26 protein-coding genes and 1 riboswitch are annotated in these 23,652 nt (G+C 67.5%); of the genes, 13 read left to right on the forward strand and 13 right to left on the reverse strand.

What is annotated here, in order from left to right; all coding sequences use genetic code 11:
* Position 1: 1 nt before the first annotated feature.
* The 9 genes from argS (at position 2) to FKQ52_RS12570 (ending at position 9,861) form a co-directional block, all read left to right on the forward strand.
* On the forward strand, positions 2–1,804 hold the full coding sequence (gene argS / locus FKQ52_RS12530; RefSeq protein WP_141627489.1) for an arginine--tRNA ligase: 1,803 nt from the start codon (positions 2–4) through the stop codon (positions 1,802–1,804).
* A gap of 29 nt (positions 1,805–1,833) precedes the next feature.
* Entirely contained in the window at positions 1,834–2,841 is a 1,008-nt protein-coding gene (locus FKQ52_RS12535; RefSeq protein WP_141627490.1) for an adenosine deaminase, read from the forward strand.
* 114 nt (positions 2,842–2,955) lie between these two features.
* Positions 2,956–3,417 carry a peptidase S1 gene (locus FKQ52_RS12540; protein WP_141627491.1) on the forward strand — a complete coding sequence of 154 codons (462 nt, stop codon included), beginning with the start codon at positions 2,956–2,958 and terminating at the stop codon, positions 3,415–3,417.
* A gap of 115 nt (positions 3,418–3,532) precedes the next feature.
* Positions 3,533–3,630, forward strand: a riboswitch (glycine riboswitch).
* A gap of 141 nt (positions 3,631–3,771) precedes the next feature.
* Positions 3,772–4,884 carry a glycine cleavage system aminomethyltransferase GcvT gene (gene gcvT, locus FKQ52_RS12545; protein WP_141627492.1) on the forward strand — a complete coding sequence of 371 codons (1,113 nt, stop codon included), beginning with the start codon at positions 3,772–3,774 and terminating at the stop codon, positions 4,882–4,884.
* A 24-nt stretch (positions 4,885–4,908) separates the two neighbouring features.
* A complete protein-coding gene (gene gcvH, locus FKQ52_RS12550) occupies positions 4,909–5,274 on the forward strand; it encodes a glycine cleavage system protein GcvH (RefSeq protein WP_141627493.1) in 366 nt (121 codons plus the stop codon).
* A 65-nt stretch (positions 5,275–5,339) separates the two neighbouring features.
* Positions 5,340–6,686, forward strand: coding sequence for an aminomethyl-transferring glycine dehydrogenase subunit GcvPA (gene gcvPA / locus FKQ52_RS12555; RefSeq protein WP_141627494.1), 1,347 nt, complete (start codon positions 5,340–5,342; stop codon positions 6,684–6,686).
* A gap of 14 nt (positions 6,687–6,700) precedes the next feature.
* Positions 6,701–8,284: an aminomethyl-transferring glycine dehydrogenase subunit GcvPB gene (gcvPB, locus tag FKQ52_RS12560; RefSeq protein ID WP_168196853.1), complete on the forward strand. Its 1,584-nt coding sequence runs from the start codon at positions 6,701–6,703 to the stop codon at positions 8,282–8,284.
* A 70-nt stretch (positions 8,285–8,354) separates the two neighbouring features.
* Positions 8,355–9,281: an SDR family oxidoreductase gene (locus tag FKQ52_RS12565; protein ID WP_141627495.1), complete on the forward strand. Its 927-nt coding sequence runs from the start codon at positions 8,355–8,357 to the stop codon at positions 9,279–9,281.
* A 115-nt stretch (positions 9,282–9,396) separates the two neighbouring features.
* The gene (locus tag FKQ52_RS12570; RefSeq protein ID WP_370450958.1) at positions 9,397–9,861 is read left to right on the forward strand and encodes a DUF6789 family protein; all 465 of its coding nucleotides are present in this window, start codon (positions 9,397–9,399) and stop codon (positions 9,859–9,861) included.
* Between the two features lie 147 nt (positions 9,862–10,008).
* Here the strand turns inward: FKQ52_RS12570 and FKQ52_RS12575 are convergent, their stop codons facing one another.
* The 10 genes from FKQ52_RS12575 to FKQ52_RS12620 all read right to left on the reverse strand — a co-directional run bounded on the left by FKQ52_RS12575 (position 10,009) and on the right by FKQ52_RS12620 (position 18,152).
* Positions 10,009–10,524 carry a F0F1 ATP synthase subunit B gene (locus FKQ52_RS12575; RefSeq protein WP_141627497.1) on the reverse strand — a complete coding sequence of 172 codons (516 nt, stop codon included), beginning with the start codon at positions 10,522–10,524 and terminating at the stop codon, positions 10,009–10,011.
* A complete protein-coding gene (locus FKQ52_RS12580) occupies positions 10,524–11,081 on the reverse strand; it encodes a hypothetical protein (protein WP_141627498.1) in 558 nt (185 codons plus the stop codon). The genes FKQ52_RS12575 and FKQ52_RS12580 overlap by 1 nt, the downstream gene beginning before the upstream one ends.
* Before the next feature lie 87 nt (positions 11,082–11,168).
* Positions 11,169–11,393, reverse strand: coding sequence for a F0F1 ATP synthase subunit C (locus FKQ52_RS12585; RefSeq protein WP_029416762.1), 225 nt, complete (start codon positions 11,391–11,393; stop codon positions 11,169–11,171).
* 53 nt (positions 11,394–11,446) lie between these two features.
* Positions 11,447–12,238: a F0F1 ATP synthase subunit A gene (locus FKQ52_RS12590; RefSeq protein WP_141627499.1), complete on the reverse strand. Its 792-nt coding sequence runs from the start codon at positions 12,236–12,238 to the stop codon at positions 11,447–11,449.
* A gap of 4 nt (positions 12,239–12,242) precedes the next feature.
* Positions 12,243–12,605 (reverse strand): AtpZ/AtpI family protein, encoded by a 363-nt coding sequence (locus FKQ52_RS12595; RefSeq protein WP_141627500.1) that lies wholly within the window; start codon positions 12,603–12,605, stop codon positions 12,243–12,245.
* 1,065 nt (positions 12,606–13,670) lie between these two features.
* Complete coding sequence (locus tag FKQ52_RS12600) at positions 13,671–14,522, reverse strand: class I SAM-dependent methyltransferase (protein WP_141627501.1); 852 nt, start codon at positions 14,520–14,522, stop codon at positions 13,671–13,673.
* 72 nt (positions 14,523–14,594) lie between these two features.
* A complete protein-coding gene (gene dxs / locus FKQ52_RS12605) occupies positions 14,595–16,505 on the reverse strand; it encodes a 1-deoxy-D-xylulose-5-phosphate synthase (protein WP_141627502.1) in 1,911 nt (636 codons plus the stop codon).
* Positions 16,506–16,621: 116 nt separating this feature from the next.
* Positions 16,622–17,491 carry a polyprenyl synthetase family protein gene (locus FKQ52_RS12610; protein ID WP_141628360.1) on the reverse strand — a complete coding sequence of 290 codons (870 nt, stop codon included), beginning with the start codon at positions 17,489–17,491 and terminating at the stop codon, positions 16,622–16,624.
* A gap of 56 nt (positions 17,492–17,547) precedes the next feature.
* Positions 17,548–17,907 (reverse strand): tRNA-binding protein, encoded by a 360-nt coding sequence (locus tag FKQ52_RS12615; protein ID WP_141627503.1) that lies wholly within the window; start codon positions 17,905–17,907, stop codon positions 17,548–17,550.
* Positions 17,907–18,152: an exodeoxyribonuclease VII small subunit gene (locus tag FKQ52_RS12620; RefSeq protein ID WP_141627504.1), complete on the reverse strand. Its 246-nt coding sequence runs from the start codon at positions 18,150–18,152 to the stop codon at positions 17,907–17,909. Before FKQ52_RS12620 ends, FKQ52_RS12615 begins: the two co-directional genes overlap by 1 nt.
* 127 nt (positions 18,153–18,279) lie before the next feature.
* Between FKQ52_RS12620 and FKQ52_RS12625 the strand changes: the two genes are divergently transcribed.
* Together FKQ52_RS12625 and FKQ52_RS12630 are read left to right on the forward strand one after the other, a co-directional pair.
* The gene (locus FKQ52_RS12625) at positions 18,280–19,254 is read left to right on the forward strand and encodes a hypothetical protein (RefSeq protein ID WP_141627505.1); all 975 of its coding nucleotides are present in this window, start codon (positions 18,280–18,282) and stop codon (positions 19,252–19,254) included.
* The gene (locus FKQ52_RS12630; RefSeq protein WP_141627506.1) at positions 19,251–19,604 is read left to right on the forward strand and encodes a hypothetical protein; all 354 of its coding nucleotides are present in this window, start codon (positions 19,251–19,253) and stop codon (positions 19,602–19,604) included. Before FKQ52_RS12625 ends, FKQ52_RS12630 begins: the two co-directional genes overlap by 4 nt.
* Positions 19,605–19,608: 4 nt before the next feature.
* On the opposite strand, the gene FKQ52_RS12635 is transcribed toward FKQ52_RS12630, so the two are convergent.
* Together FKQ52_RS12635 and FKQ52_RS12640 are read right to left on the reverse strand one after the other, a co-directional pair.
* On the reverse strand, positions 19,609–20,226 hold the full coding sequence (locus FKQ52_RS12635; protein WP_141627507.1) for a peptidylprolyl isomerase: 618 nt from the start codon (positions 20,224–20,226) through the stop codon (positions 19,609–19,611).
* Between the two features lie 18 nt (positions 20,227–20,244).
* Positions 20,245–20,895: a histidine phosphatase family protein gene (locus FKQ52_RS12640; protein ID WP_370450959.1), complete on the reverse strand. Its 651-nt coding sequence runs from the start codon at positions 20,893–20,895 to the stop codon at positions 20,245–20,247.
* Positions 20,896–21,216: 321 nt separating this feature from the next.
* On the opposite strand from FKQ52_RS12640, the gene FKQ52_RS12645 reads away from it, so the two are divergent.
* The gene (locus FKQ52_RS12645; RefSeq protein ID WP_141627509.1) at positions 21,217–21,744 is read left to right on the forward strand and encodes a GNAT family N-acetyltransferase; all 528 of its coding nucleotides are present in this window, start codon (positions 21,217–21,219) and stop codon (positions 21,742–21,744) included.
* A gap of 51 nt (positions 21,745–21,795) precedes the next feature.
* The gene (locus FKQ52_RS12650; RefSeq protein ID WP_141627510.1) at positions 21,796–22,446 is read left to right on the forward strand and encodes a hypothetical protein; all 651 of its coding nucleotides are present in this window, start codon (positions 21,796–21,798) and stop codon (positions 22,444–22,446) included.
* A gap of 3 nt (positions 22,447–22,449) precedes the next feature.
* Here the strand turns inward: FKQ52_RS12650 and FKQ52_RS12655 are convergent, their stop codons facing one another.
* Positions 22,450–23,634: an aspartyl/asparaginyl beta-hydroxylase domain-containing protein gene (locus FKQ52_RS12655; protein ID WP_141627511.1), complete on the reverse strand. Its 1,185-nt coding sequence runs from the start codon at positions 23,632–23,634 to the stop codon at positions 22,450–22,452.
* Between the last annotated feature and the right edge of the window lie 18 nt (positions 23,635–23,652).

Raw genomic sequence — 23,652 nt, forward strand, 5'->3', positions numbered from 1 at the left:
AATGACCGATCTCAAGACGGAACTGGGCGAAGCGGTCGTAGCCGCCTTCGCCGCCGAAGGCGTGGACGCGGCGCTTGCGCGGGTCACCCCCTCTGACCGGCCCGATCTGGCCGACTTCCAGTCCAACGGGGCGCTGGCCGCCGCCAAGGCGCTGAAGGCCAATCCGCGCGAACTGGCGGCCAGGGTCGCCGCGCGACTGGAAGGCGATCCGCGTCTGGCCTCGATCGAGATCGCCGGACCGGGCTTCATCAATCTGAAGGTCGCGGACGCCGCGCTTGCGAAGCGCGCCGAGAACGTCGCCGCCGACGCCGAGCGTGCGGGCGCCGCCGTCGTGGATGAGGCGCGCAAGGTCGTGATCGACTACGGCGGGCCGAATGTCGCCAAGCCGATGCACGTCGGCCACCTGCGCAGCGCCATCATCGGTGAAAGCCTGAAGCGACTGTTCCGCTTCCGCGGCGATGAAGTCACCGGCGACGCCCACTTCGGCGACTGGGGCTTCCAGATGGGCCTGCTGATCGTCGCCTGCGGCGATGAGGGTCTGGCGGACGCCTTCATGGTCGAGGGTGATGGTCCCTTCCCGGCGGAAAGCCCCGTCACGTTGGCCGATCTGGACCGGCTGTATCCACTGGCCGCCGGCAAGGCCAAGGAAGACCCCGCCTTCCGAGACCGGGCCCGCAAGGCGACGGCGGAACTGCAAGGCGGCCGTCCCGGCTATCGCGCCCTTTGGCAACATTTCGTGGCGGTCAGCCGCGAGGCCCTGAAGCGCGAGTACGGCGATCTGTCGGTCGATTTCGACCTGTGGAACGGCGAGAGTGACGCCGATCCGCTGATGCCCGAGATGCTGGAGCATCTGAAGGCCACCGGCCTGCTGGTCGAGGATGACGGCGCGCAGGTCGTGCACGTCGCCCGCCCCGGCGAGACCCGCAAGAAAAAGTTGCCCGACGGCTCGGTCATCGAGGCCCCGTCGCCCCCGCCCCTGCTGGTCATCAGCTCGGAAGGCTCGGCCATGTACGGCACGACCGATCTGGCGACGATCCTGGACCGCAAGAAGGCCATCGGCCCGGACCTGGCGCTGTACGTCGTCGATGAACGTCAGGCCGAGCATTTCGAACAGGTGTTCCGCGCCGCCTATCTGGCCGGCTACGCCGCCGACAAGTCGCTGGAGCATCTCGGCTTCGGCACAATGAATGGTCAGGACGGCAAGCCCTTCAAAACCCGCGCCGGCGGCGTCCTGAAGCTGCGCGACCTGATCGATCAGGCGACCGACAAGGCCCGCGAGCGGCTGAAGGAAGCGAAACTGGGCGACGACCTGTCACCCGACGAGTTCGAGGCCATCGCCCACAAGGTCGCCATCGCGGCCCTGAAGTTCGCCGACCTGTCGAACGCCCGGACCACCAGCTACGTCTTCGACCTCGACCGCTTCATGAGCTTCGAAGGCAAGACCGGCCCCTATCTGCTGTATCAGGCGGTCCGCATCCGTTCACTGCTGCGCAAGGCGACCGATCAGGGTCTGGCGCCCGGCGCCATCGTCATCGGCGAACCGGCCGAGCATGATCTGGCCCTGACACTGGACGCCTTCTCGCAGGCGACGGTCGAAGCCTACGAGAAGCGCATGCCACACGTCGTGGCCGAGCACGCCTATCGGCTGGCCCAGTCGTTCTCGAAATTCTACGCGGCCTGCCCGGTGCTGATCGCGCCGGACGAGGCGACCAAGGCCTCGCGTCTGGCGCTGTCGAAAGCGGCGCTGGACCAGCTGGTGATCGCCCTGCGTCTTCTGGGAATCGACACGCCGGAGCGGATGTAGGCTAAGTTTCTCCCGCAAGGAGAAGTCTCATGTCGCTCGACGCCTACATCGCCGGTCTGCCCAAGGCCGAACTGCACCTTCACATCGAGGGCTCGCTGGAGCCCGAGCTGATGTTCGAGCTGGCGCAGCGAAACGGCGTCTCGATCCCGTTCGACAGCGTCGAGGCCGTGCGCGCGGCCTATGACTTTTCGAACCTGCAGGACTTCCTCGACATCTATTACGCCGGGGCCAACGTCCTGCTGACGCGCAAGGATTTCGAGGATCTGGCCTTCGCCTATTTCCAGCGCGCGGCGGCGGACAATGTGCGCCACGCCGAGATCTTCTTCGATCCCCAGACCCACACGGACCGCGGGGTCGCGTTCGGCGTGGTGGTCGAGGGCCTGATCGCAGGCATGGACCGGGCGAAGACAGAGTTGGGCGTCACGTCCGGCCTGATCCTGTCGTTCCTGCGCCACCTGACCGAGGAAGAGGCTTTCGCCACGCTGGAGATGGCCAGACCGTATCTGCACCACTTCATCGGGGTCGGACTGGATTCGTCCGAGGTCGGGCATCCGCCGTCCAAATTCCAGCGCGTCTTCGCCGCCGCCCGCGATCTGGGCCTGAAGCTCTGCGCCCACGCCGGTGAGGAAGGCCCGCCCGCCTATGTGCATGAGGCGCTGGACCTGCTGCACATCGACCGCATGGACCACGGCAACCGCTCGATGGAGGACGAGAGCCTGATCCAGCGGCTGGCGAAGGAGCAGATGACCCTGACCGTCTGCCCGCTGTCGAACCTCAAGCTCTGCGTCGTCAACGACCTGAAGGACCATCCGGTCCCCGAGATGCTGCGTCGCGGCCTGCACGTCACCCTCAACTCGGACGACCCGGCCTATTTCGGCGGCTATGTGAACGCCAACTACGCCCGGCTGGCCGAGGCCGTGGGCCTGACCCGCGAGCAGGTGACGCAAATGGCGATCAACAGCTTCGAGGGGAGCTTCCTGCCGGACGCGGACAAGGCAGCGCGGATCGCCGAGGTGAAGGCTTACGAAGCGGCCTGACTTATCAAGCGTCACCGTTCATAGTGAGTTCAGATACCGGAGGTCATGTGTTCGAAGCCGGACACAACCGGGACAGTCTGCGGCGCCATCGCCGTGTTCAAGTGGGGGACTTCAATGATCAAACGCCTTTCCGTGCTGGCGCTCGCCGCCGCCCTGACCGCCACCGCCGCGCCCGCCGTCGCGCAGGACGCCAGCCAGAACGCCAATTTCGGCGCGCGTCGCCTCTCGGCCGGCTTCACCCCGGACCCGTACTCCATCGACGTCGTCGCGGGCGGCAGCATCGACGCGTCGCGTCTGGGCGGTTCGTGCGTGGGCAAGATCAGCAACGCCCCGGACTTCGAACTGACCTACTCCGCCGGCGGCCTGCCGCTGGCCTTCCGCACCCGCTCGGGCGAGGACACCACCCTGGTGATCAACGGCCCGGACGGCCGCTGGTACTGCGATGACGACAGCTGGGGCGACGGCGACGCCCAGGTGATTTTCCGCAATCCGCAAAGCGGCGTCTACGACGTCTGGATCGGCACCTATGGCGACAGCCCGGCCTCCGGCGCCCTGATCATCACGGAAACGCCGTAAGGCATCGTTCGGGATTTCGATCAGAAAGAAGCCCTCGGCCCTACGCCGGGGGCTTTTTGCTGCGGGCAACCCCATACCCGCGCTTGACTTGGCCCCGGAGTCGGGGTCTTGGAACCCTGCTCTCGCGGGAGAGACCGGGGCTGTCACGGCAGGCCCGGAGCCGAAGGCGCAACCGCCCCGGAAACGCTCAGGCAAAAGGACCGCGAAAGCGCACGGACGCTGGAAAGTCGCACGAGTTGCGCGCCGACGGAGCAAGGCGGCCAAGGCCGCCGGAATCTCTCAGGCTTCAGGACAGCGGGGGCGCGAGGACGGCGGAGCTTTCCGCTTCAACACGCGACCCCGAGAGTCTGGACCATGACCGATCAAACCCTGAAGACCACGCCCCTGAACGCCGCGCACCGGGCCCTCGGCGCCCGCATGGTCGGCTTCGGCGGCTATGACATGCCGGTCCAGTACGAGGGCGTTCTGGCTGAACACCGCTGGACCCGTGAACACGCCGGTCTGTTCGATGTCTCCCACATGGGCCAGTGCAAGATCACCGGCGAAGACGCCATCGCCCAGTTCGAGCGCTTCGTGCCCGGTGACTATGCGATCCTGAAGGCGGGCAAGCAGAAGTATTCGCTGCTGCTCAACACCGATGGAGGCATCATCGACGACCTGATGGCCGGCAAACCTGACCACGACGGCCTCTTCGTCGTCGTCAACGCCGGTAACAAGGACGAGGATTTCGCCTTCTGGGAAGCCAACCTCGAAGGCGACGCCCAGCTGACCGTGCTGGACCGCGCCCTGATCGCCATTCAGGGGCCGGAAGCCGCCGAGGTCATGGCCAAACATGATCCGGTCTTCGGCGACTTCGGCTTCATGGATTGCGCCCGCCTGATGATCTTCGGCGTGGACTGCTACGTCTCTCGCTCGGGCTACACGGGCGAGGACGGCTACGAGATTTCGGTCCCGGCCGCCGACGCCGAGCGCATCTGGAACCTGTTGCTGGAAGACGCCCGCGTGAAGCCCATCGGCCTCGGCGCCCGCGACAGCCTGCGCCTGGAAGCCGGCCTGCCGCTGCACGGCCACGACATTGACCCGACAACGAGCCCGGTCGAGGGCGCGCTGACCTTCGCCCTGTCCAAGTCGCGCAAGGAACGCGCTGACTTCAACGGCGCCGAGCGCGTCCTCAAGGAACTGGCTGACGGCCCGAGCCGCGTCCGCGTCGGCCTGAGCGTCAAGGAAGGCGCCCCGGCCCGTGAGGGCGCCGAGATCGCTGACGCTGACGGAAACGTCATCGGCAAGGTCACCTCGGGCGGCCCCTCGCCGACCTTGGGTCGCAACATCGCCATGGGCTATGTGCCTCCGGCCTACGCTGAACTGGGTACGGACCTGAAGGTCATCGTCCGGGGCAAGGCCGCCGCCGCAGAAGTCATCGCCATGCCGTTCGTGGCGCAACGCTATTACCGCAAACCCAAAGCCTGATTTGGGGCCTGAGAGGATCAGACCATGAAGTTCACCAAGGATCACGAGTGGGTCAGCCTGGACGGTGACATCGCCACCGTCGGCATTTCCAAGCACGCCGCCGACGCCCTCGGCGACGTGGTGTTCGTCGAGACCCCGGAGGCCGGCAAGACCGTCTCGGTCGGCGACAGCTTCGCCGTCGTGGAATCGGTCAAGGCCGCTTCGGACGTCTACGCCCCGGTTTCGGGTGAAGTCGTCGAAGGCAACGCCGCCCTCGCCTCGGCCCCGGAAACCGTCAACGCCGACCCGGAAGGCGAAGGCTGGTTCGCGAAGATCCGCATCTCGGACGCTTCGCAACTGGACGCCCTGATGGACAAGGCCGCCTACGACGCCTTCCTCGCCACCCTCTAAGACCCATCGGGCCCTCTGATCAAAAGTCAGAGGGCCTTTGGCCATTCACGGCCCAGGACAAGACCATGCGTTATCTCCCCCTGACGCCCGACGACCGTACGGCGATGCTCGCCACCATCGGCGCCAAATCCATCGACGATCTGTTCGTGGATGTGCCCGCCGGCGCCCGTCTGGACGGCCCGGTGGACCTGCCCCGTGTGGCGGGCGAGCTGGAGGTTGAACGCGCCCTGTCGGCCATGGCCAACAAGAACGCCTCGGCGGGCTCCGTGCCGTTCTTCTGCGGCGCCGGCGCCTACAAGCACCACGTCCCGGCAACCGTGGACCACATCATCCAGCGGTCGGAATTCCTGACCAGCTACACCCCCTACCAGCCGGAAATCGCGCAGGGCACCCTGCAGTACCTGTACGAGTTCCAGACCCAGGTCGCGAACCTGACCGGCATGCCGGTGGCCAACGCTTCGCTCTATGACGGCTCGACCGCCATGGCGGAGGGCGTGCTGATGGCGACCCGCGTGACCCGCCGCAACAAGGCGATCATCTCGGGCGGCGTTCACCCGCACTACGTCCGCGCGACCGAGACCGTCGTGCACGCCGTCGGCGTCGAGACCCAGGCCCTGCCCGCCGCCATCGACGCCGAGGCCGCCGTGATCGACCAGATCGGCCCGGACACCGCCTGCGTCGTCGTCCAGACCCCGAACGTCTTCGGCGCCGCAACCGACGTGACCAGGATCGCCGAGGCCGCCCACGCCGCCGGCGCCCTGCTGATCGTCGTGGTGACGGAGGCCGTGTCGATGGGCCTGCTGAAGTCGCCCGGTGAAATGGGCGCCGACATCGTCGCGGCCGAGGGCCAGTCGATCGGCAACGCGCTGAACTTCGGCGGCCCCTACGTCGGCCTGTTCGCCACGCGCGAGAAGCTGATCCGCCAGATGCCCGGCCGCCTGACCGGCGAGACCGTGGACGCCGACGGCGAGCGCGGCTTCGTGCTGACCCTGTCGACCCGCGAGCAGCACATCCGTCGCGACAAGGCGACGTCGAACATCTGCACCAACTCGGGCCTCTGCACCCTGGCCTTCACCATCCACATGAGCCTGCTGGGCGAGACGGGCCTGCGGAAGTTGGCCCTGCTGAACCACGAGAAGGCCGTGGCCACCCGCGACGCGCTGGCCGCCGTCCCGGGCGTGGAAATCCTGACCCCGCGCTTCTTCAACGAGTTCGCGATCAAGCTGCCGAAGCCGGCCGCCGAGGTGGTCGACACCCTGGCCGCCCATCATGTGCTGGCGGGCGTGCCCTACAGCCGTCTGGCCCCGGACGCCGGCATGGACGACGTCCTGCTGGTCGCCGCGACCGAGACGACCCTGGACACTGACATCAAGCTTCTTGCCGTTGCACTCGGCAAGGTGCTGGCGGCCTGAGCGGAGACAAGACGATGAGCACCATGAACACCGTCGGCCGCCCGACCACGCCGAACGAAGTCACGACGAAGCCCGCCACCCTGACCGGCGGCCGCGGCCTGCTGCAGAACGAAGCCCTGATCTTCGAGGGCGACGGCTGGGGCAAGACCGGCGTCGACCTTCCCGAGCCCAAGGGCTCGGCCTCCGACCTCGGCGATCTGGTCCGCAAGGATCCGATCGGCCTGCCCGGCCTGTCGGAACCGGAAGCCATGCGCCACTATGTGCGCCTGTCGCAGAAGAACCACGCCATCGATTTGGCCATCTATCCGCTGGGCTCGTGCACGATGAAGCACAACCCGCGTCTCAACGAGAAGATGGCCCGCCTGCCCGGATTCTCGGACATCCATCCGCTCCAGCCGATCTCGACGGTTCAGGGCGCGCTGGAGCTGATGGACCAGCTGTCGCACTGGCTGAAGACCCTGACAGGCATGCCTGCCGTCGCCCTGTCGCCCAAGGCCGGCGCCCATGGCGAACTGTGCGGCCTGATGGCCATTCGCGCGGCCCATGAGGCCAAGGGTGAGCACGAGCAGCGCCGCAAGGTTCTGGTCCCCACCTCGGCCCACGGCACCAACCCGGCGACAGCCGCCTTCGTCGGCTATTCGGTGGTCGAAGTCGCCCAGACCGATGACGGTCGCGTGGATGTGGCCGATCTGGCCTCGAAGCTCGGTCCGGACGTGGCCGCCATCATGGTGACCAACCCGAACACCTGCGGTCTGTTCGAGCGCGACATCCTCGAGATCAGCCGCCTGACGCACGAAGCGGGCGCCTATTTCTACTGCGACGGCGCCAACTTCAACGCCATCGTCGGCCGGGTGCGCCCGGGCGATCTGGGCGTCGACGCCATGCACATCAACCTGCACAAGACCTTCTCGACGCCGCATGGCGGCGGCGGGCCGGGCGCGGGTCCGGTGGTGCTGTCGGAAGCGCTCGCGCCCTTCGCCCCGGCTCCGTGGGTTGTCCACGACGACAACGGCTATCGGCTGGTGGAGCGCGAGGAAGACGAGGCCCCGCAGGCCTTCGGTCGTCTTTGCGCCTTCCAGGGCCAGATGGGCATGTATGTCCGCGCGCTCAGCTACATGATGAGCCACGGCTCGGACGGCCTGCGTCAGGTCGCCGAGGACGCCGTGCTGAACGCAAACTACATCAAGGCCCGCCTGTCGGACCTGATGAGCCCGGCTTTCCCCGACGGCCCCTGCATGCACGAGGCCCTGTTCGACGACGAATGGCTGAAGGGTACGGACATCACGACGCTCGACTTCGCCAAGGCGATGATCGACGAGGGCTTCCACCCGATGACCATGTATTTCCCGCTGGTCGTCCACGGGGCCATGCTGATCGAGCCGACCGAGACCGAGTCCAAGGCCGAACTGGATCGCTTCATCGAGGCGATGCGTCTGCTGGCCGGCGCCGCCCTGGAAACCAAAGATGGGGCCGGCGACGTCGACCGATTCAAGGGCGCGCCCTTCCACGCCCCGCTGCGTCGTCTGGACGAGACCCGCGCCGCCCGCTCGCCGGTGCTGCGCTGGACCGCGCCGGAAGGCTCGAACCAGGCGGCCTGATACCCCATGTCGCCCCTTCCCCGCCGGGGAAGGGGCTGACGCCGCTCGGGCGGCGCACCAGGTCTGTGCGATGCACTGGACCTCTGAAGACATCCCTGATCTCACCGGCAAGCTGGCCATCGTCACCGGAGCGACCGGCGGGCTGGGGCTGGAGACCACGCTGACGCTGGCCGGCAAGGGCGCCGAGGTCGTGCTGGCGGGCCGAAACCCTGCCAAGGGGGCAGGCGCCCTCGCCGTGATCCGCAAGGCCGTCCCTCACGCCTTGATCCGGTTCGAGCCCGTCGATCTGGCCGACCTGTCTTCGGTCAACGCCTTCGCGGACCGGATTCTGGCCGCGGGCCGCCCCGTCGACATCCTGATCAACAACGCGGGCGTCATGGCCCTGCCGATTCGGCAGACAACCGTGGACGGGCATGAAATGCAGTTCGGGACCAACTATCTGTCCCACTTCGCCCTGACAGCCCGGTTGCTGCCCCGGCTGAAGGCGGGGCGGGCGCGCGTGGTCCAGTTGGCCAGCATCGCTCACAAGGGCGGACGCATCCGGCTGGACGACCTGAACCACAGTCAGGGCTACCGTCCGTGGCCGGTCTATCAGCAGTCCAAGCTGGCCATGCTGATGTTCGCCATCGAACTGCAACGGCGCAGCGATGCAGAGGGGTGGGGCCTGACCAGCGTGGCGGCTCATCCCGGCTTTGCTCGCAGGGACCTGATCGCCAACGGCCCGGCGCAGGGCGGCGGCAGCCTGTTCGGCGCTGTGACGCGACTGCTGGAGCGCCTTGTCAGCCATTCGGCCGCCGAGGGAGCCCTGCCGATCCTGATGGCCGCCACCAAGCCCGATGTGACGCCCGGCGGCTACTACGGCCCGCAGGGGTTCATGGACCTGAAGGGCCCGCCGGGGCGGGCGGCGGTTCGCCCGCAGGCGCTGGACAGGGCGGTGGCGGCGCAACTGTGGGCCCGGTCAGAGGCCCTGACCGGCGCGGCCTTCCGTACCCGGTGATTTCTCCCGCAAATGCGAAGCACGGCAAAGTGAACGCCGGTCTTCGCAGGAGGCGTATGCTCAACCTCGCGTTATCAAGAACCGAAACAGGCGTTGGGAGGCGCTGCTGGTCATGATGTCACGCGTACAAAAGGGTTTGGTCGCCGGTTTCGCGGCCACAGTCGCCGTTTCGATTCTGGAGGCCATCAACATGGCCTTTGGACACTGGGCGGTCAGTTTTCCCCAGCTTCTGTCTGTCATGCTGAAGGCGCCGGACAATCCGGTCGTCGGTTGGATCGCTCACATCGTCGCCGGGACGGTGGTGCTGGGGCCGCTGTTCGGCATCCTGTGCCCCCGATTGCCGACGGATACGCCTGAGTCCAAGGGCATCCTCTTCGCGGTCGGCGCCTTCATCCTGATGGGCCTGTTCCTCGCGCCGATGATGGGCGTGGGCACGTTCTTCATGCGCGCCGGCTTCGGCACCCTGGCCTGGATGATCGCCACCCACGCCCTGTTCGGGATCGTGATGGGCAACGTCTACGGACGGCTGGTGCGGCGCGACAAGCAGCATCTGGCGGCCGACGCGGTCGCTGTTCACTGACCAGGAAAAAGGCCCCGCCGGATCGATCCGACGGGGCCTTCTATTCCTGGCTGCGGTCAGAAGGCTCCGCCTTCCCGACCCGACGCGGCCTAGGGCTTCGCGCATGCCCGGCGTTCAAGGAGCGCGTCGCCGAGCGGTTGCGCCCTTCTAGTTCAGCCGCGTGCCCAGTTGGGCGATAGCGGCGTCAAGCAGCGGATCGGTGCTCTGGCCGGCCAGCCGGGCGGTCAGGATGTCTTCGGCGGCCTTGGCGGCCAGATCGGCGGCGGCGGCCTTCACCTCGGCGGTGGCCTGGGCCTCGGCCTGGGCGATACGGCGCTCGGCCAGAGCCTGACGGCGGGCCAGCGACTCTTCCAGCTTCACCTTGGCTTCGGCTTCCAGACGACGGGCGTCGTCCTCGGCGGCCTTCAGCATGGCGGCGGCCTGGGCTTCAGCCTCGGCCTTCTCGGCGCGAATCTGGGCCAGCAGGGCTTCGGCTTCGGCGCGCAGACGGGCGGCCTCGTCCAGCTCGGCCTGAATGGTGTTGGCCTTGAGGTCCAGCTGGGCGGCGATCAGCTTGGGAACGCCGGCCCAGACGAGGATGCCGAAGAACAGGATCAGACCGATGGCGACCCACAGTTCCGGGTTGCCGACATTGTACATGTGCGGGTCGAGGAAGTGAGGCATCAGGCGGCTCCCTTGCCGGCGGCGGCCAGCTCGGCGGCCGTGGGGGCCTTGCCGGTCAGGCGCTCGACGATGGCCGAGGCGGTGTCATTGGCGATGGCGCCGACGTTTTGCATGGCGGCGTCCCGGGTCTTGCCGATGGCGGCTTCAGCTTCGGCGATACGGGCCGAGACAGAGGCTTCCTCGGTCGCCTTGCGAGCCGCGGCCTCGGTGGCGATGCGGTCGGCGGCGGCCTGGGCGGTGGCGCGCGACTCGGCGCGGGCGCGGGCGACGTCCGCCTTGGCGGCTTCGGCCTGTTCAGCCGCTTCCGCCTGCACCTTGCGGGCGGTGGCGACGGCGCCGGAAATGGTGTCGGCCCGTTCGTCCATCACGCGGCGGATGCGCGGCGCGAAAACCTTGCTGATCAGCAGGTACAGGACGACGAACAGAACCAGCAGGTAGGCGATCTGCCCGAACCAGTGCTGGGTTTCGAACTGCGGCAGGCCGCCTCCGCCGCCGTGGCCTTCGGCCTCGGTCGTCGCGTGAGCGTCGGCGTGCGGGTCAATCGGGGTGGTGGCCATCAGGAGTCCGTTTGGTCTGGAAAAGGCGACGACGGCGGAACGGACCTGCGGGTCCGCTCACGCCGCCGTTTCAGCGTGATCGCTGGATCAGCCCAGCCAGGCCAGGATGCCCAGAACGAAGGCCAGGATGCCCAGGGCTTCGACCAGGGCGGCGCCGACGAACAGGTTGCCGACTTGCGAGGCGGCGGCCGACGGGTTGCGCAGGGCGCCGGCCAGGAACTGGCCGAAGATGTTGCCCACGCCGATGCCAGCGCCGAGCATGCCCAGGGTGGCCAGGCCGATACCGAAGTACTTGAAGGATTCGGCTTCCATGATGAGTTTCCTATTCAGTCAGGGTTGGTTTGGAAGGAAGACTGGGCGGGCTTTTAGTGGCCGTGGCCCAGGTTGACCACATCGTTGAGATAGATGCTGGCCAGAACGGCGAAGACGAAGGCCTGCAGGAAGGCCACCAGGAACTCCAGGGCGGTCAGACCGACCACCATGCCCATCGACAGGGCGGCGACCGGCAGACCCAGCAGGCCCATGCCGCCCGCGGCGGCCAGGGCGCCCATCGAGACGACGAAACCGGCGAAGATCTTCAGCGCGATGTGGCCGCCCAGCATGTTGCCGAACAGACGAAGCGCGAGGGTGACCGGACGCAGCAGGAAGGAGAGGAACTCGATGAGGCCGACCACGGGGCGAATGGCGACCGGCGCGCTGGTCGGCCAGAACAGCAGGAAGAACCCCAGACCGTGCTTGGCGAAACCGATGCCGATCACCAGCAGGATCGTCAGCAGGGCGAAGGTGCCGGTGACGGCCAGCTGCGAGGTCGCCGTGAACGTCAGGAACATGCCCAGCAGGTTCATGCCGAGGATCAGCATGAACAGGGTGAAGACGAACGGGAAATACTTGCGGCCTTCGTGACCGATGATCGAGTCGGTGACGCCGTTGACCAGACCGAACAGCTGCTCGCCCGCAGCCTGCATACGGCCCGGAACGACCTTGGCGTTGGAGGTCACCAGCGCGAGGAAGCCGACGACCAGCAGGAAGGCCAGGGTCATCGCGACGTGCGAGTTGGTCACGGCGAGATGCACCGTGCCGACGACCGGCAGGGTCACTTCACCGAAGTCCAGACCCGGAAGGGCGTGAATCTCGAACTGTTCGATCGGATCGGCCACGCGCCTATCGCTCCTCGTCTTCATCGTCGAACGGAATGGATTTGGGTTCCACACCGGCCGCTTTTGCCTGCGCCATCAGCCGATCGGCTGTGCGACGCGCCATGTAAATCGACAAGGCGAAGCCCAGAAGGACACCGCCAATGATACCCCAGGGTCTGGTTCCGAAGAGCCAGTCCGCCCCGAAGCCGACCGCCAACCCCAGAAACACGCCGCCGAACAGGTCAGCGACGATCTTCCAGGCCTGATTGGCCACCGCCATGCCCGCGATCTCCGAAGAGGTCGGCGGCGCATTGCGCGTCTCCAGTTCGGATGCGCTCTTGGTGAGACGAGCGATCGCCTCTTCGCGCGATTCCGGTGGCAGGGACATGTGGGCCTCAGCGCTCCGACGGGGATGCCGGAGGGGGTCTGAATTCGGCGCGGAACCTATAGGCGACACCCCCGCAGGTCAAGGCGGCTTGGGATTGCCCCAGGTCCTTGAAATTCCGCACGATTATTTCTCCCGAAACGAGGCGTGGCGAACGGTCGCTGCGCCGGGGCCGGATTCGGGGATCGGGCGTGGCTTTCGGATTGCGGAAGACCGTTGAGGCCGTCGGCGCGGGTTCACCACAACGAACACAACGGAGGCACAACGAGCACGACGGGACCGGGGCAGGGATGACAAGCATGCGGTCTCGCCCCGCCGCGAACGCGGCAGGTCGAGCGGGAAGGGTGCGGGACGCCGGGCCTCGCCCGGTGTGTGGTGTTTTGTTTTACCGTTTCGACGAGAGCGACGTCCCGCGCAGCCGTTTTCCACACGCCCTCCGGCTGGCGGCCTTTGCTTGGGGCCTTGCCGGATCACCGCCGGGATCATTGCTGACCCCGACGCGGGGCGGACTTCGACCGTTCAGAGACGCCAGCGGTCCGCTTCCAACAGCGCGCGGAGAGCAAGCGGGCAGGATCCATCCCTGCCCTCGAGGGCCCCCGCACTCTCCTTCGCGCGGGCTTCATCGCTCGGCCACAGCCCGCCGTCGTCGAGAAGCGTGGATCCGACGCCCTCCCCATCGACGGGATGCGGGTATTGTGGGGGCTGTTCCAGCTACGGCGGGAGAATGACGCTGGGGATTTAAAATCCGAGGCAGGATCAGAGACTTGGGGTGTGAGGATGCGCGGGCTGAACGTGAACTCCTCCGTATCTTTGAAGGATGGAGTGCGGCGCCTCACCTCTCCATCGCCCGCTTCAAGGCGATGGGGAGGACAGATCGCGCAGCGATCAGGAGGGGGCGGCGCGGGCGTTTGACGGTTGGCCGCCGACACCGGTGTTCGAGGCGTCTTCTGCCGACACCGAGCCGCCCTCTCCTGACCGTCGCTGCCGCGCCGGTCTGTCCTCTCCATTCGCTTGAGGGCGAATGGAGAGGTGAGGTCGAGAGATGCGCGGCCGACTGTGTACCCCCCCCTACCGCCGCGCGGTCACCACCCAGCCCGCGCCGTCGATGACGACGCCTTCGGGGGTCAGGCGGTTGCGGTAGGTGTCGCGGACGGCGGCGACGGCGCGACCGCGGACGTCGTCGGGCTGGTCCTTGAGGGCGCGTTCCAGCGGGCCGACCTTCACGGCGTTGGCGACGGCGTCCTCGACCGCCTCATCGGGCGTTTCGCCGACGCCGAACAGGACCGGGTGATCACAGGCGACGATGCGGACTTCGGAGAAGCCCGCCCCGGTCAGGATATGCTCGACCCGGGCCGGGTCGCCGAAGGAGAAGGGCCCGGGCGCTTCCGGATCAACAGGCGCGGGCGGCGGGACGATGCCGCGAATGGCCGTCATCGGCAGACGGGTCCAGTCGTTTTCCCCTGCCCGCCGCCAGCAGACGAAGGCCAGACGGCCATCTGGCTTCAGAGCGGTTCGCAGATTGCGAAAGGCCGCCACCGGGGAATCGAAGAACATCACGCCGAAGCGCGAGACGATCAGGTCGTGGATGGAGTCGAACCGACGGGTCGCCGCATCGGCCAGCAGGAATTTCACCGGGGGCTCCTGCTCACCCGCCAGTTCTCGCGCACGATGGATCAGGGCCTGCGAGATATCGACCCCGGTGACGCGTCCGTCGGGCGCGACCTGCGCCGCGAGATCGAGGCTGGTCGCCCCGGCGCCGCAGCCGACATCCAGCACGCGCTCGCCCGGTCGGGCCTGGGCGGCGAGCCTGAGCGTGTCACCATAGGGGGCCAGCATCCGGTCCAGCCGGACCTGATTCTCGACCCAGCGATCACCACTGACTCCGTTCCAGTCGAACGGGCGGGCGGCTTCGGCAGACATGGGGCATCGCTCCTGACCTGTGGTCAGAAGGATTTATTGCGAACCATTCTCAATTTCAAGGGTGTGCGGCGATCAGGCCCGGACGGCGCGGGTCGTCTCGACGCCGAGCGCCTGCAGGGCGGCGGCGGCGATGTGGTCGGCGTTGAGACCGGCCTGGGCGTACTGAAGCTCGGGCTTGTCCTGATCCTGAAAGACGTCCGGCAGGTGCAGGGTGCGGATCTTCAGGCCCGCATCCAGAGCGCCCTTCGAGGCCAGCATCTGGAGCACGAAGCCGCCGAAGCCGCCCATGGCGCCCTCCTCGACCGTGATCAGGGCCTCATGCTCGCGGGCGAGACGCAGGATCAGTTCCTCGTCCAGAGGCTTGGCGAAGCGGGCGTCGACCACGGTGGCGGAAACACCGCGCGCGGCCAGCAGATCGGCGGCCTTGAGGGTTTCCTGAAGACGGGTGCCGAGCGACAGCAGGGCGACCGCCGTGCCCTCGCGCACCACCCGGCCCTTGCCGATCCGGAGCGGGGCGGCCAGTTCCGGAATCTCGACGCCGACACCGTCGCCGCGCGGGTAGCGGAAGGCCGAGGGGCGGTCGTCGATCTCAAGGCTGGTGGCGATCATGGCGGCCAGTTCGGCCTCGTCCGAGGCGGCCATCAGGACCATGCCCGGAAGCGCGCCCATGAAGCCGATGTCGAAGGAACCGGCATGGGTCGAGCCGTCAGCGCCGACCAGACCGGCGCGGTCCATGGCGAAGCGGACCGGCAGGGACTGGATCGCCACGTCGTGGACGACCTGGTCGTAGCCGCGCTGGAGGAAGGTCGAATAGATGGCGCAGACCGGCTTCATCCCGTCGGCGGCGAGGCCCGCGGCGAAGGTGACGGCGTGCTGCTCGGCGATGCCGACATCGTAGGTCCGCTCGGGGAAGGCGGCGCCGAACAGGTCCAGCCCGGTGCCGGACGGCATGGCGGCGGTGATGGCCACCACGGTGGGATCGACCTGCGCCCGCTTGATCAGCTCCGTCCCGAAGACCTTGGTGTAGCTGGGGGCGTTGGAGACCGGCTTGGACTGCTTGCCCGAGACGACGTCGAACTTGACCACCGCGTGCAGCTTGTCGGCGCTGCTCTCGGCCGGGGCGTAGCCCTTGCCCTTTTGCGTGACGACGTGGACCAGCACCGGGCGGTCGGTGATGGCGGCCGCGTTCTTCAGGATCGGCACCAGGTTGTCCATGTCGTGCCCGTCGATGGGACCGACATAGTAGAAGCCCAGCTCCTCGAAGAAGGTGCCGCCGACGACCATGCCGCGGGCGTACTCTTCCGCCTTGCGGGCGGCTTCCTTGAACGGGCGCGGCATGTGCTCGACGAACTTCTTGCCGATGTTGCGGACCTGACGGTAGGCGCCGCCCGAGACCTGACGGGCCAGATAGGCGCTCATCCCCCCGACCGGCGGGGCGATCGACATGTCGTTGTCGTTCAGGATCACCATCAGCTGGCCGTTGGTGGCCTCGGCGGCGTTGTTCATGGCCTCATAGGCCATGCCCGCCGAGATGGAACCATCGCCGATGACGGCCACCACCCGGTTGCTTTCGCCCTTCTGATCGCGCGCGGCGGCGAAGCCGAGCGCGGCTGAGATGGAGGTCGAGGCGTGGGCCGCGCCGAAGGGGTCGTATTCGCTCTCGGAGCGCTTGGTGAAGCCGGACAGGCCGCCGCCCTGACGCAGGGTGCGGATGCGGTCGCGGCGGCCGGTCAGGATCTTATGCGGATAGCACTGATGGCCGACGTCCCAGATCAGGATGTCCTTCGGCGTCTCGAAGACGTGGTGCAGGGCCACGCTGAGCTCAACCACGCCCAGCCCCGCGCCGAGGTGTCCGCCGGTCACGGAGACGGCGTCGATGGTCTCGGTGCGGACCTCGTCCGCCAGCTGCTTGAGCTGGGCGATGTCGAAGTTCCGCATGTCGGCGGGGAACTTGACCTGATCGAGCAGAGGGGTGTCGGGCATTTCGGGAGAGGAACCTAAACCTTCAGTCTTCCAACACGCTGTAGCCTGTTTCGCTGCGTGTCTGGTCGAGGCGGTCTGAAAAATCGGTGCAGCACCGGTGCAGGAAAGAAGCCCTATCAGGACCGGCGCTGAAGCACAAAGTCCACGCTGGCCTTGAGGATATCCGCGTCGGGGCCGAAGACGTCCAGATGAGCGCGGGCCTGGTCGGCCAGGTGCGCGACCCTGTGCCGCGCCTGCTCGACGCCGAGCAGGGTGACGAAATTGGTCTTGCCCTGGGCCGCGTCCTTGCCCGCCGCCTTGCCCAGAATGTCCTCGTCGCCCTCGACGTCCAGCAGGTCGTCGACGATCTGGTAGGCCAGACCGATGTCGTGGGCGAAGCTGGTCAGGGCCTGACGGTGGACCTCGCGGGCGCCGGCGATGATCAGCGGGATCTCGAAGGCGAAGGTGAACAGGGCTCCGGTCTTGAGCCGCTGCATCCGGGCGACGCCGCCCAGATCGTCGCGGACACCCAGCAGGTCGATCATCTGGCCGCCCGCCATGCCGCGCGCGCCCGACGCCATCGACAGCCGCGCCGCCAGCTCGCAGCGGATGGCGGGATCGTCGTGGGTGTCCTCGTGCAGGATGATGTCGAAGGCCGCCGTCTGCAGGGCGTCACCCGCCAGAATGGCGGTGGCCTCGTCATAGGCGATGTGCACGGTGGGACGGCCCCGACGCATGTCGTCATTGTCCATCGCCGGCAGGTCGTCATGGACCAGGCTGTAGGCGTGGACACATTCCAGCGCGCAGGCGGCGCGCAGGACGGGCCGCTCCTCGATATCGAACAGGGTCGCCGCTTCCAGCGCGAAGAAGGGGCGCAGCCGCTTGCCCGGCCCCAGCGCCGCATAGCGCATGGCCTCGGTCAGGCGGGATTCGGGGCCTTCGGCGCGGGGCAGCAGCTCATCGAGGGCGACGGTGACCAGATCGGCGATCTCGGCGACCCGGTCGATGACGCCCTGCTCGGGCGAGTTGGCGGCCAGCCCGGGCTGATGAGGCGGCGTGTGGCTCAAAACAGCCTCCCGCCCACGGGGACCTCGCGGTCGACCCCGACCAGCACCACGGCGCCGTTCTCGTCCGGGAAGCCGAGGGTCAGGACTTCCGACATGATCGGCCCGATCTGGCGCGGCGGGAAGTTGACGACAGCGGCGACCTTGCGACCCTCCAGCTGTTCCAGCGTGTAGTGGACCGTGATCTGGGCCGAGGACTTCTTCACCCCGATGTCCGGGCCGAAGTCGATGGTCAGCTTGTAGGCGGGCTTGCGCGCTTCCGGAAAGGGCTCGGCCTTGAGGACCTGACCCACCCGGATATCGACCTTCATGAAGTCATCGAAGCCGATGGTTTCGGCGCGATGTTCCGTGGCGGACATCAGTCGAACGACGCGGGTTCGGCGCCGCGTGGCTGGCCGTCAGGGCCGACCACGATCTTCTCGACGCGCAGCTGGGCGGCCTTGAGCCGGGCCTCGCAGTGAGCCTTCAGGCGCGCGCCCTCCTCGTACAGGGCGATCGATTCCTCGAGCGGCGCCTGTCCCGACTCCAGCTTCTGGACGATCTGTTCCAGACGCTGGAGGGCGTCTTCAAAGCTGAGGTCGGCGGGGATCTGGGTGTCGGTCATCGGGCTTCCACAAGAGAACCTCTTCCTTAGTCAGACGACCCCGGAACGGCAATGGAGCGAAACCCGGTTCCGCATAACCTTGTTATAGGATACACACGGCAAGGTTGACGCATTGCGGGGGAGCGCCATGAGAACTCTACTTCTGGTGACGGGGCTGTGCGCAGGAATGGCCGCCTGCGCGTCCGTGCCGCGCGAGCAGGCGAAACAGCTGGCTCGCAGCGGGGCGGAGGTTTCGGACCTGGCGGCGAAAGAGGTGCGAGACCTGTCCGGTCGACTGGATCGGCAGGAAGAGATGATGGTCTTCACGGCGACATGGGAAACCTGCGCCGCGCAGGCCGCGAACACGCCATGCGATCCGGTGGAGCAAAGCGGGGCCAACGCCGCCGAGGTCGACAAGCTGATCCGCGCGATCAATCTGCGGGCCTCGGCCCTCACCGCGCTGGCCGACGCCTACCGGGCGCTGGAGCAGGAAGCCGCTTATGACGCCGAGGGCGCGACGGAGGCGGTGGTCGGACGACTGACCACCAGCGTGAACGCCTATGCGAACCTGATCCAGCCGGGATCCGGGACGCTGATCACCGCGCCGGTCGGAGCCGCCGTCGCGCAAGGCGCAGGACTGCTGGCGGCGGACCGGCAACGGGGTCGGCTGCGCGACGGCAGCGCCCGCATCCGCGCCGCGGTCGCCCTGTTGCGGCAGTCGCTGGGTGGGGAGGTGCGGCTGTTCAACGCCCTGTCCGGCGCGTTCGCCCAACAGGAAGGCGCCGCCATCGAGGCCCTGTATGATGCGGGCCTGATCGCGCGGGCGCCCCTTCTGGCGCCGATGGCGACCGATCTGGGCGTCGCCCTGACACCCGGGGCGGAGCAGATTCTGGCCGGCGACACCCGGGCGCGGGGCGCGGCGCTGGCCTTCGTGCGCGGACAGGCGAACGACCGGGTCCGACTGCAGGCCGCCCGCTATGACGCCATTCTGAGGACCCTCGCCAAGCTTGAGGCGGCCCACACCGATTTCGAGACCTTGGGCGGGGCCGACATCGCCGACCTGAACCGGGCCATCACCGACATCACCGCCCTGATCCCGGCGCCGAAGGAGGACGCGCAATGAGCACGCACGAAGATCGTTTCGCCCTGACCGCCCAAGCCTATTCCGACGCCTGGAACGCCCGCAAGGAAGACCGCAAGGCCTGCAACGGCGACACGACGAAGCTGAAGGCGATCAACGCCAATCTGGACGGTCTGCACACCGAAATGCTGCGGGCGGCGAACGCCTGGCTGGCGCAAACCGGACCGGATGTGGAAGCCGCCTTCAAGGCGGCGCAGGACGCCAAGGCGGCCGTGGACAAGGCGCGTCAGGACGCGGTGGACATCGTGACCCGACTGGGCCTGTTTTCCGATCTTCTGAACAGCGTGAAAACGTTGGTGGACAAGGCGATCAAGGCCACCGAGGACGCCTGAGACGTCAGGGCGTCGGCATCTCGACCCGGCGGGCCGATACGATGGGCACGCGGGGGTCCAGCATCTGGCCGCGCATCACGCCCTCGCCCGCGGTCGGAGATTTGGGCGCATCGAGAATGGCCAGAACCACATCCATGCCCTCGACCACCCGCCCGAAGACGGCGAAGCCCGGATTGTCGGGCGCCATCTTGCCCGCGTCGAGCGAGGACAGGTCGCCGACGATGACGAAGAAGTCGCCGGTCGCCTGCCCCGGGGCGCCCGCCGCCATGGAGACCGCGCCGTTGACGTGGCTGAGGCCGGTCTGGCTGGTCGACTCGTGGGCGATGGGCGGACGGGTGCGGTTCGGCAGGCCGCCGGTCCCGCCCTGCACCAGACCATGGCCGGGCGCGACGGTCATGCCGCGATAGAAGGCCGAGTCGTCGAACCGGCGCTCATCGGCATAACGGACGAAGTTGGACGAGGTGATCGGCGCGCGCGGATCGGTCTCGATCACAATGCGCCCCATGCCGGTCTCCAGCGCGATCCGGACCGGGGCGACCGCCGGGTCCTGGGCGAAGGCGGGAGGAGCGCCGAAGGCGAGCGTCACACCGATCAGACCGAACAGAAGGGCACGACGGATCATCCGGAGCTCCTTGAGGCGTCAGCGCTTCTCGTACCGGCGCTGCGACCAGTACCGGAAGCCCTGATTGTGGACGAGCGCCCAGCCGTTGGCCTTCAGACGCTTGCCGACCATGTGGTTGAAATAGCCATGGGCCAGAACCAGCACGTCCTGCCCGGAGGCGGCGCGGGCGATCAGCACCTGGGCGGCTTGTTCGGCGCGAACCTCGGCCTCGCGGCGGGTTTCCTGTCCTTCGTGGTGATCGAAGGCATGCCACCAGAAGCGGGCGACGACGCCCCAGTATTTCGGCGGCAGCTTGAACCAGGAGGGGAAGCGCGGCGGCGGCAGCGGCGCCTCGATGAACAGGGCGTCGGTCAGTACTTCCTTGCCCGCGGCGGCGGCGGCGGCCGTTTCCTGCGCGCGGGGGCGGGTCGAGGCGTAGATGGCGCCCGCGCCCTCGGCGGTGGCCAGCAGACCCGGCGGCGGCGTCTGGCCCGCGCGCAGGCCGCCGATCTCATACTTCGCCCACCATTCGCGGTACTGATCCGAGGTCAGGACGCATTTGCGCGACAGGGCCGGCTCGCCGTGACGGGCCAGGGTGATCGCCCCCGGCCGCACGACGCCCCGCGCGGCTCGTCCGCTTTCAGCGGACGGCACGGGCTGGGTCGTTGCTGACGCGGGAGTATCAACCAAGGATGAGTCTCTGGCGGCGGAGGGCATGATCTGCGGAGGCAAGCCTTTGGCGAACCGTCCTTATTCCTCCCCGAAATCTGTACGTGGGCGCCCGCGAAACGGATCGCCGTCACAGGTGGTAACCGCCCGCGAGCGATCAGACAACCTTCACACCGTCGCATCAGACGGTGATGTGGATAACGGCTGTGTCAGTCTCGTGAAATCTCCACCGCCCTCGGCCCGAAGCCCCGGCGATACAGACCGGACCAGCCTGCCCTGAAACAGGACCGTTCGGCCATCGGCAAGCTCGCACTGGACGGTTTCCCCCGCTAAGGCGGGGACATGACCGAGAGCATCATCCGCCCCGCCCGTAACGAAGACGCCCAGCCTCTGGCCGATCTGGGCCACGAGACCTTCATCGACACCTTCGTGACCGGCTTCGGCATCCCCTATCCCGAGGCGGACCTGACGGCGTTTCTGGACGCCAGCTTCAATGCGGAGACGATCCGGACGAAGCTGGCTGAGCCGGGCGCGGCCTGGTGGGTGGCGGAAAGGGAGGGCGAACTGCTGGCCTTCGCCAACACGGGACCGAACACCCTGCCCCACCCCGATGGCCGCGCCAGCCATGCCGAACTGCGGCGGCTGTACGTGTCGAAGGCCGCGCAGGGGCTGGGCCTCGGGACGAAACTGCTGGCCGTCTCGCTGGAGTGGATGGAAGCCAACACCGACGGCCCGCTCTGGATTGGTGTCTGGAGCGGCAATCTGAAGGCCCAGAAACTGTACGCCGCCTACGGGTTCGAGAAGGCGGGCGAGTACCAGTATCCGGTGGGGTCATGGCTGGATGACGAGTTCATCCTGCGGCGCGGATAGACGCGGACGTTACGGCATGGCTTGATCGTCTCCTGTTTTCCGGGGGACGCCATGCTGGCTCGTTTGACCTTTATCGCCGCGCTGGCCTTCGCGCCGGTGGCGATGGCGCAGGATGCCCCGACAGAGGGTGGAGCTCAGGTCCGTCGCTCGACGACCCGGACGCAGGCGCAGGCCCTGATTGATCGTACAGGCTATCCCGATCTGTTCGAGAACCAGAGCAGCGACACGCGACTGATCATTCGCCACAAGGCCAGCGGCCTGATCTGCGACTATTCGCCGGAAGAGAAGAACAACAGCCTCATGCTGTTTCCCGGCCTTCCCGCCGGAGATGATGTCGGCTGCAACGCCGACGCCGGCAATATCTACATGACCTATTATGCGACCCGTTACGGCCCGGGTGTTTCGGTACAGCAGGCCGCCACGGACACTGCCGCGGGAATCCGGAACCGCTTCTCGGACGCCCGCCCCTATGAAGGTCCGGTGGTGCAGGTCACCGCGCCCGAAGGCGTCGGCGAACAAATCTATCTCGCCTACATTGTCGGACAGGGCGACCGGGCGCTGCACGCCCAGGCCCGGCTGGCGAAGGTCGGCGAATGGATTTTCAAGCAGCGCATGACCACGCCCGAGAGCCTCGCTCTCGGCGCCGAAGTGATGCTCACCACCGGTCGCTGGACCACCGTACTCGAGGCCGCGACCGACTGACCTCTACTCCCAGGTCGAAACCGTCGGGGAGTAGGCGTCCAGCGCCTCAAGGGTCGTGGAGACGAGGACGCGTTCTTCCTCGGTCAGCTCCGGTCGCCAGATGTCGAAGATGAGCACCACGCGGGTACGGTCGCTGGTGTTGAGCGCTTCGTGTTCGATGGTGTCGTCGAAGGCCCAGCCCTGGCCGCGCCGCCACTCACGCACCTCGTTGCCGACACGGAATTTGCAGCCTTCGGGCACGATCAGCGGCAGGTGGCAGGTCAGGCGGGTGTTCACGAAGCCGGTATGGGGCAGGATGTGGGCCCCGGCCTTCAGCTGCGAGAACATGACCTGCGGCGATCGCGCGGCGACCCGGCAAAGGGGCGCGTCAGACAGGGCCGCCATGGTCAGGGGACAGCGCGCCGCGTTCGGCGTCTCGGCTCCGTCGCGCCAAAGGAAGCAGGCGCTCCAGTCCATGCTGTCGACCAGCGGATAGTCGGTGCGCGAGGGCAGGTCGGACACCGTCTGCAGATAGGGCGAGAAGGCCGCATCCTCGGCCAGCACCGTCTCCAGCTCGCGGGTCATGTCGTCCGTGGCCGCCTCGACCCGATCCATCCAGGGGAACATGTCGCGGGGATAGAACTGGGTGTTGGGCAGCTCGGGGAAGAAGAAGGCCTGCGGCTGCTGGAAATAGGGCTGGCGACGTCCGGTCACGATATCGAGCGCATGGGTGAAGCGGGCGCTGGAGCGGCCTTCGACATAGCCGGACTGCCGCAGCTCCTCCCGCAGGTGATCCGCCATGCCGGCGACGAGACGCCTCTGAATCGCCTTCGCCCGGGCCACGCTCTCGATCAGGTCCTGCGGAAGGCCGGCGGCGGTCTCGCCGCGCGCGATCACCGCCCGGTAATAGAGGTTGGCCTCGCGCTTTGCTCCGCGAGCGGTCAGCAGATCGGCGCGGATGATGAGGACACGCAGATCGCCTCCGTCCAACGCGAGCGCCTGACGGCTGAAGGCGTCGGCCCCTTCGTCGTCGCCGAGCCTGTGGCAGGCCCACGCGAGCATGGCGACCCCCGCCGCGTCCAACCGGCCCTCGATCGCCGCAGCCTCGAACGCGGACCGGACGCCGGGCCAGTCGCCACCGAAGAAGGCGCGCCTTCCCGCTGCGGGATCGAAGAATGAGACGGAGCAGGCAGAGACAGGATCGGACATGATGACGCTTCCGGGAAC

The organism is Brevundimonas sp. M20 (assembly GCF_006547065.1).
In the GTDB taxonomy this organism is placed as follows: Bacteria; Pseudomonadota; Alphaproteobacteria; order Caulobacterales; family Caulobacteraceae; genus Brevundimonas.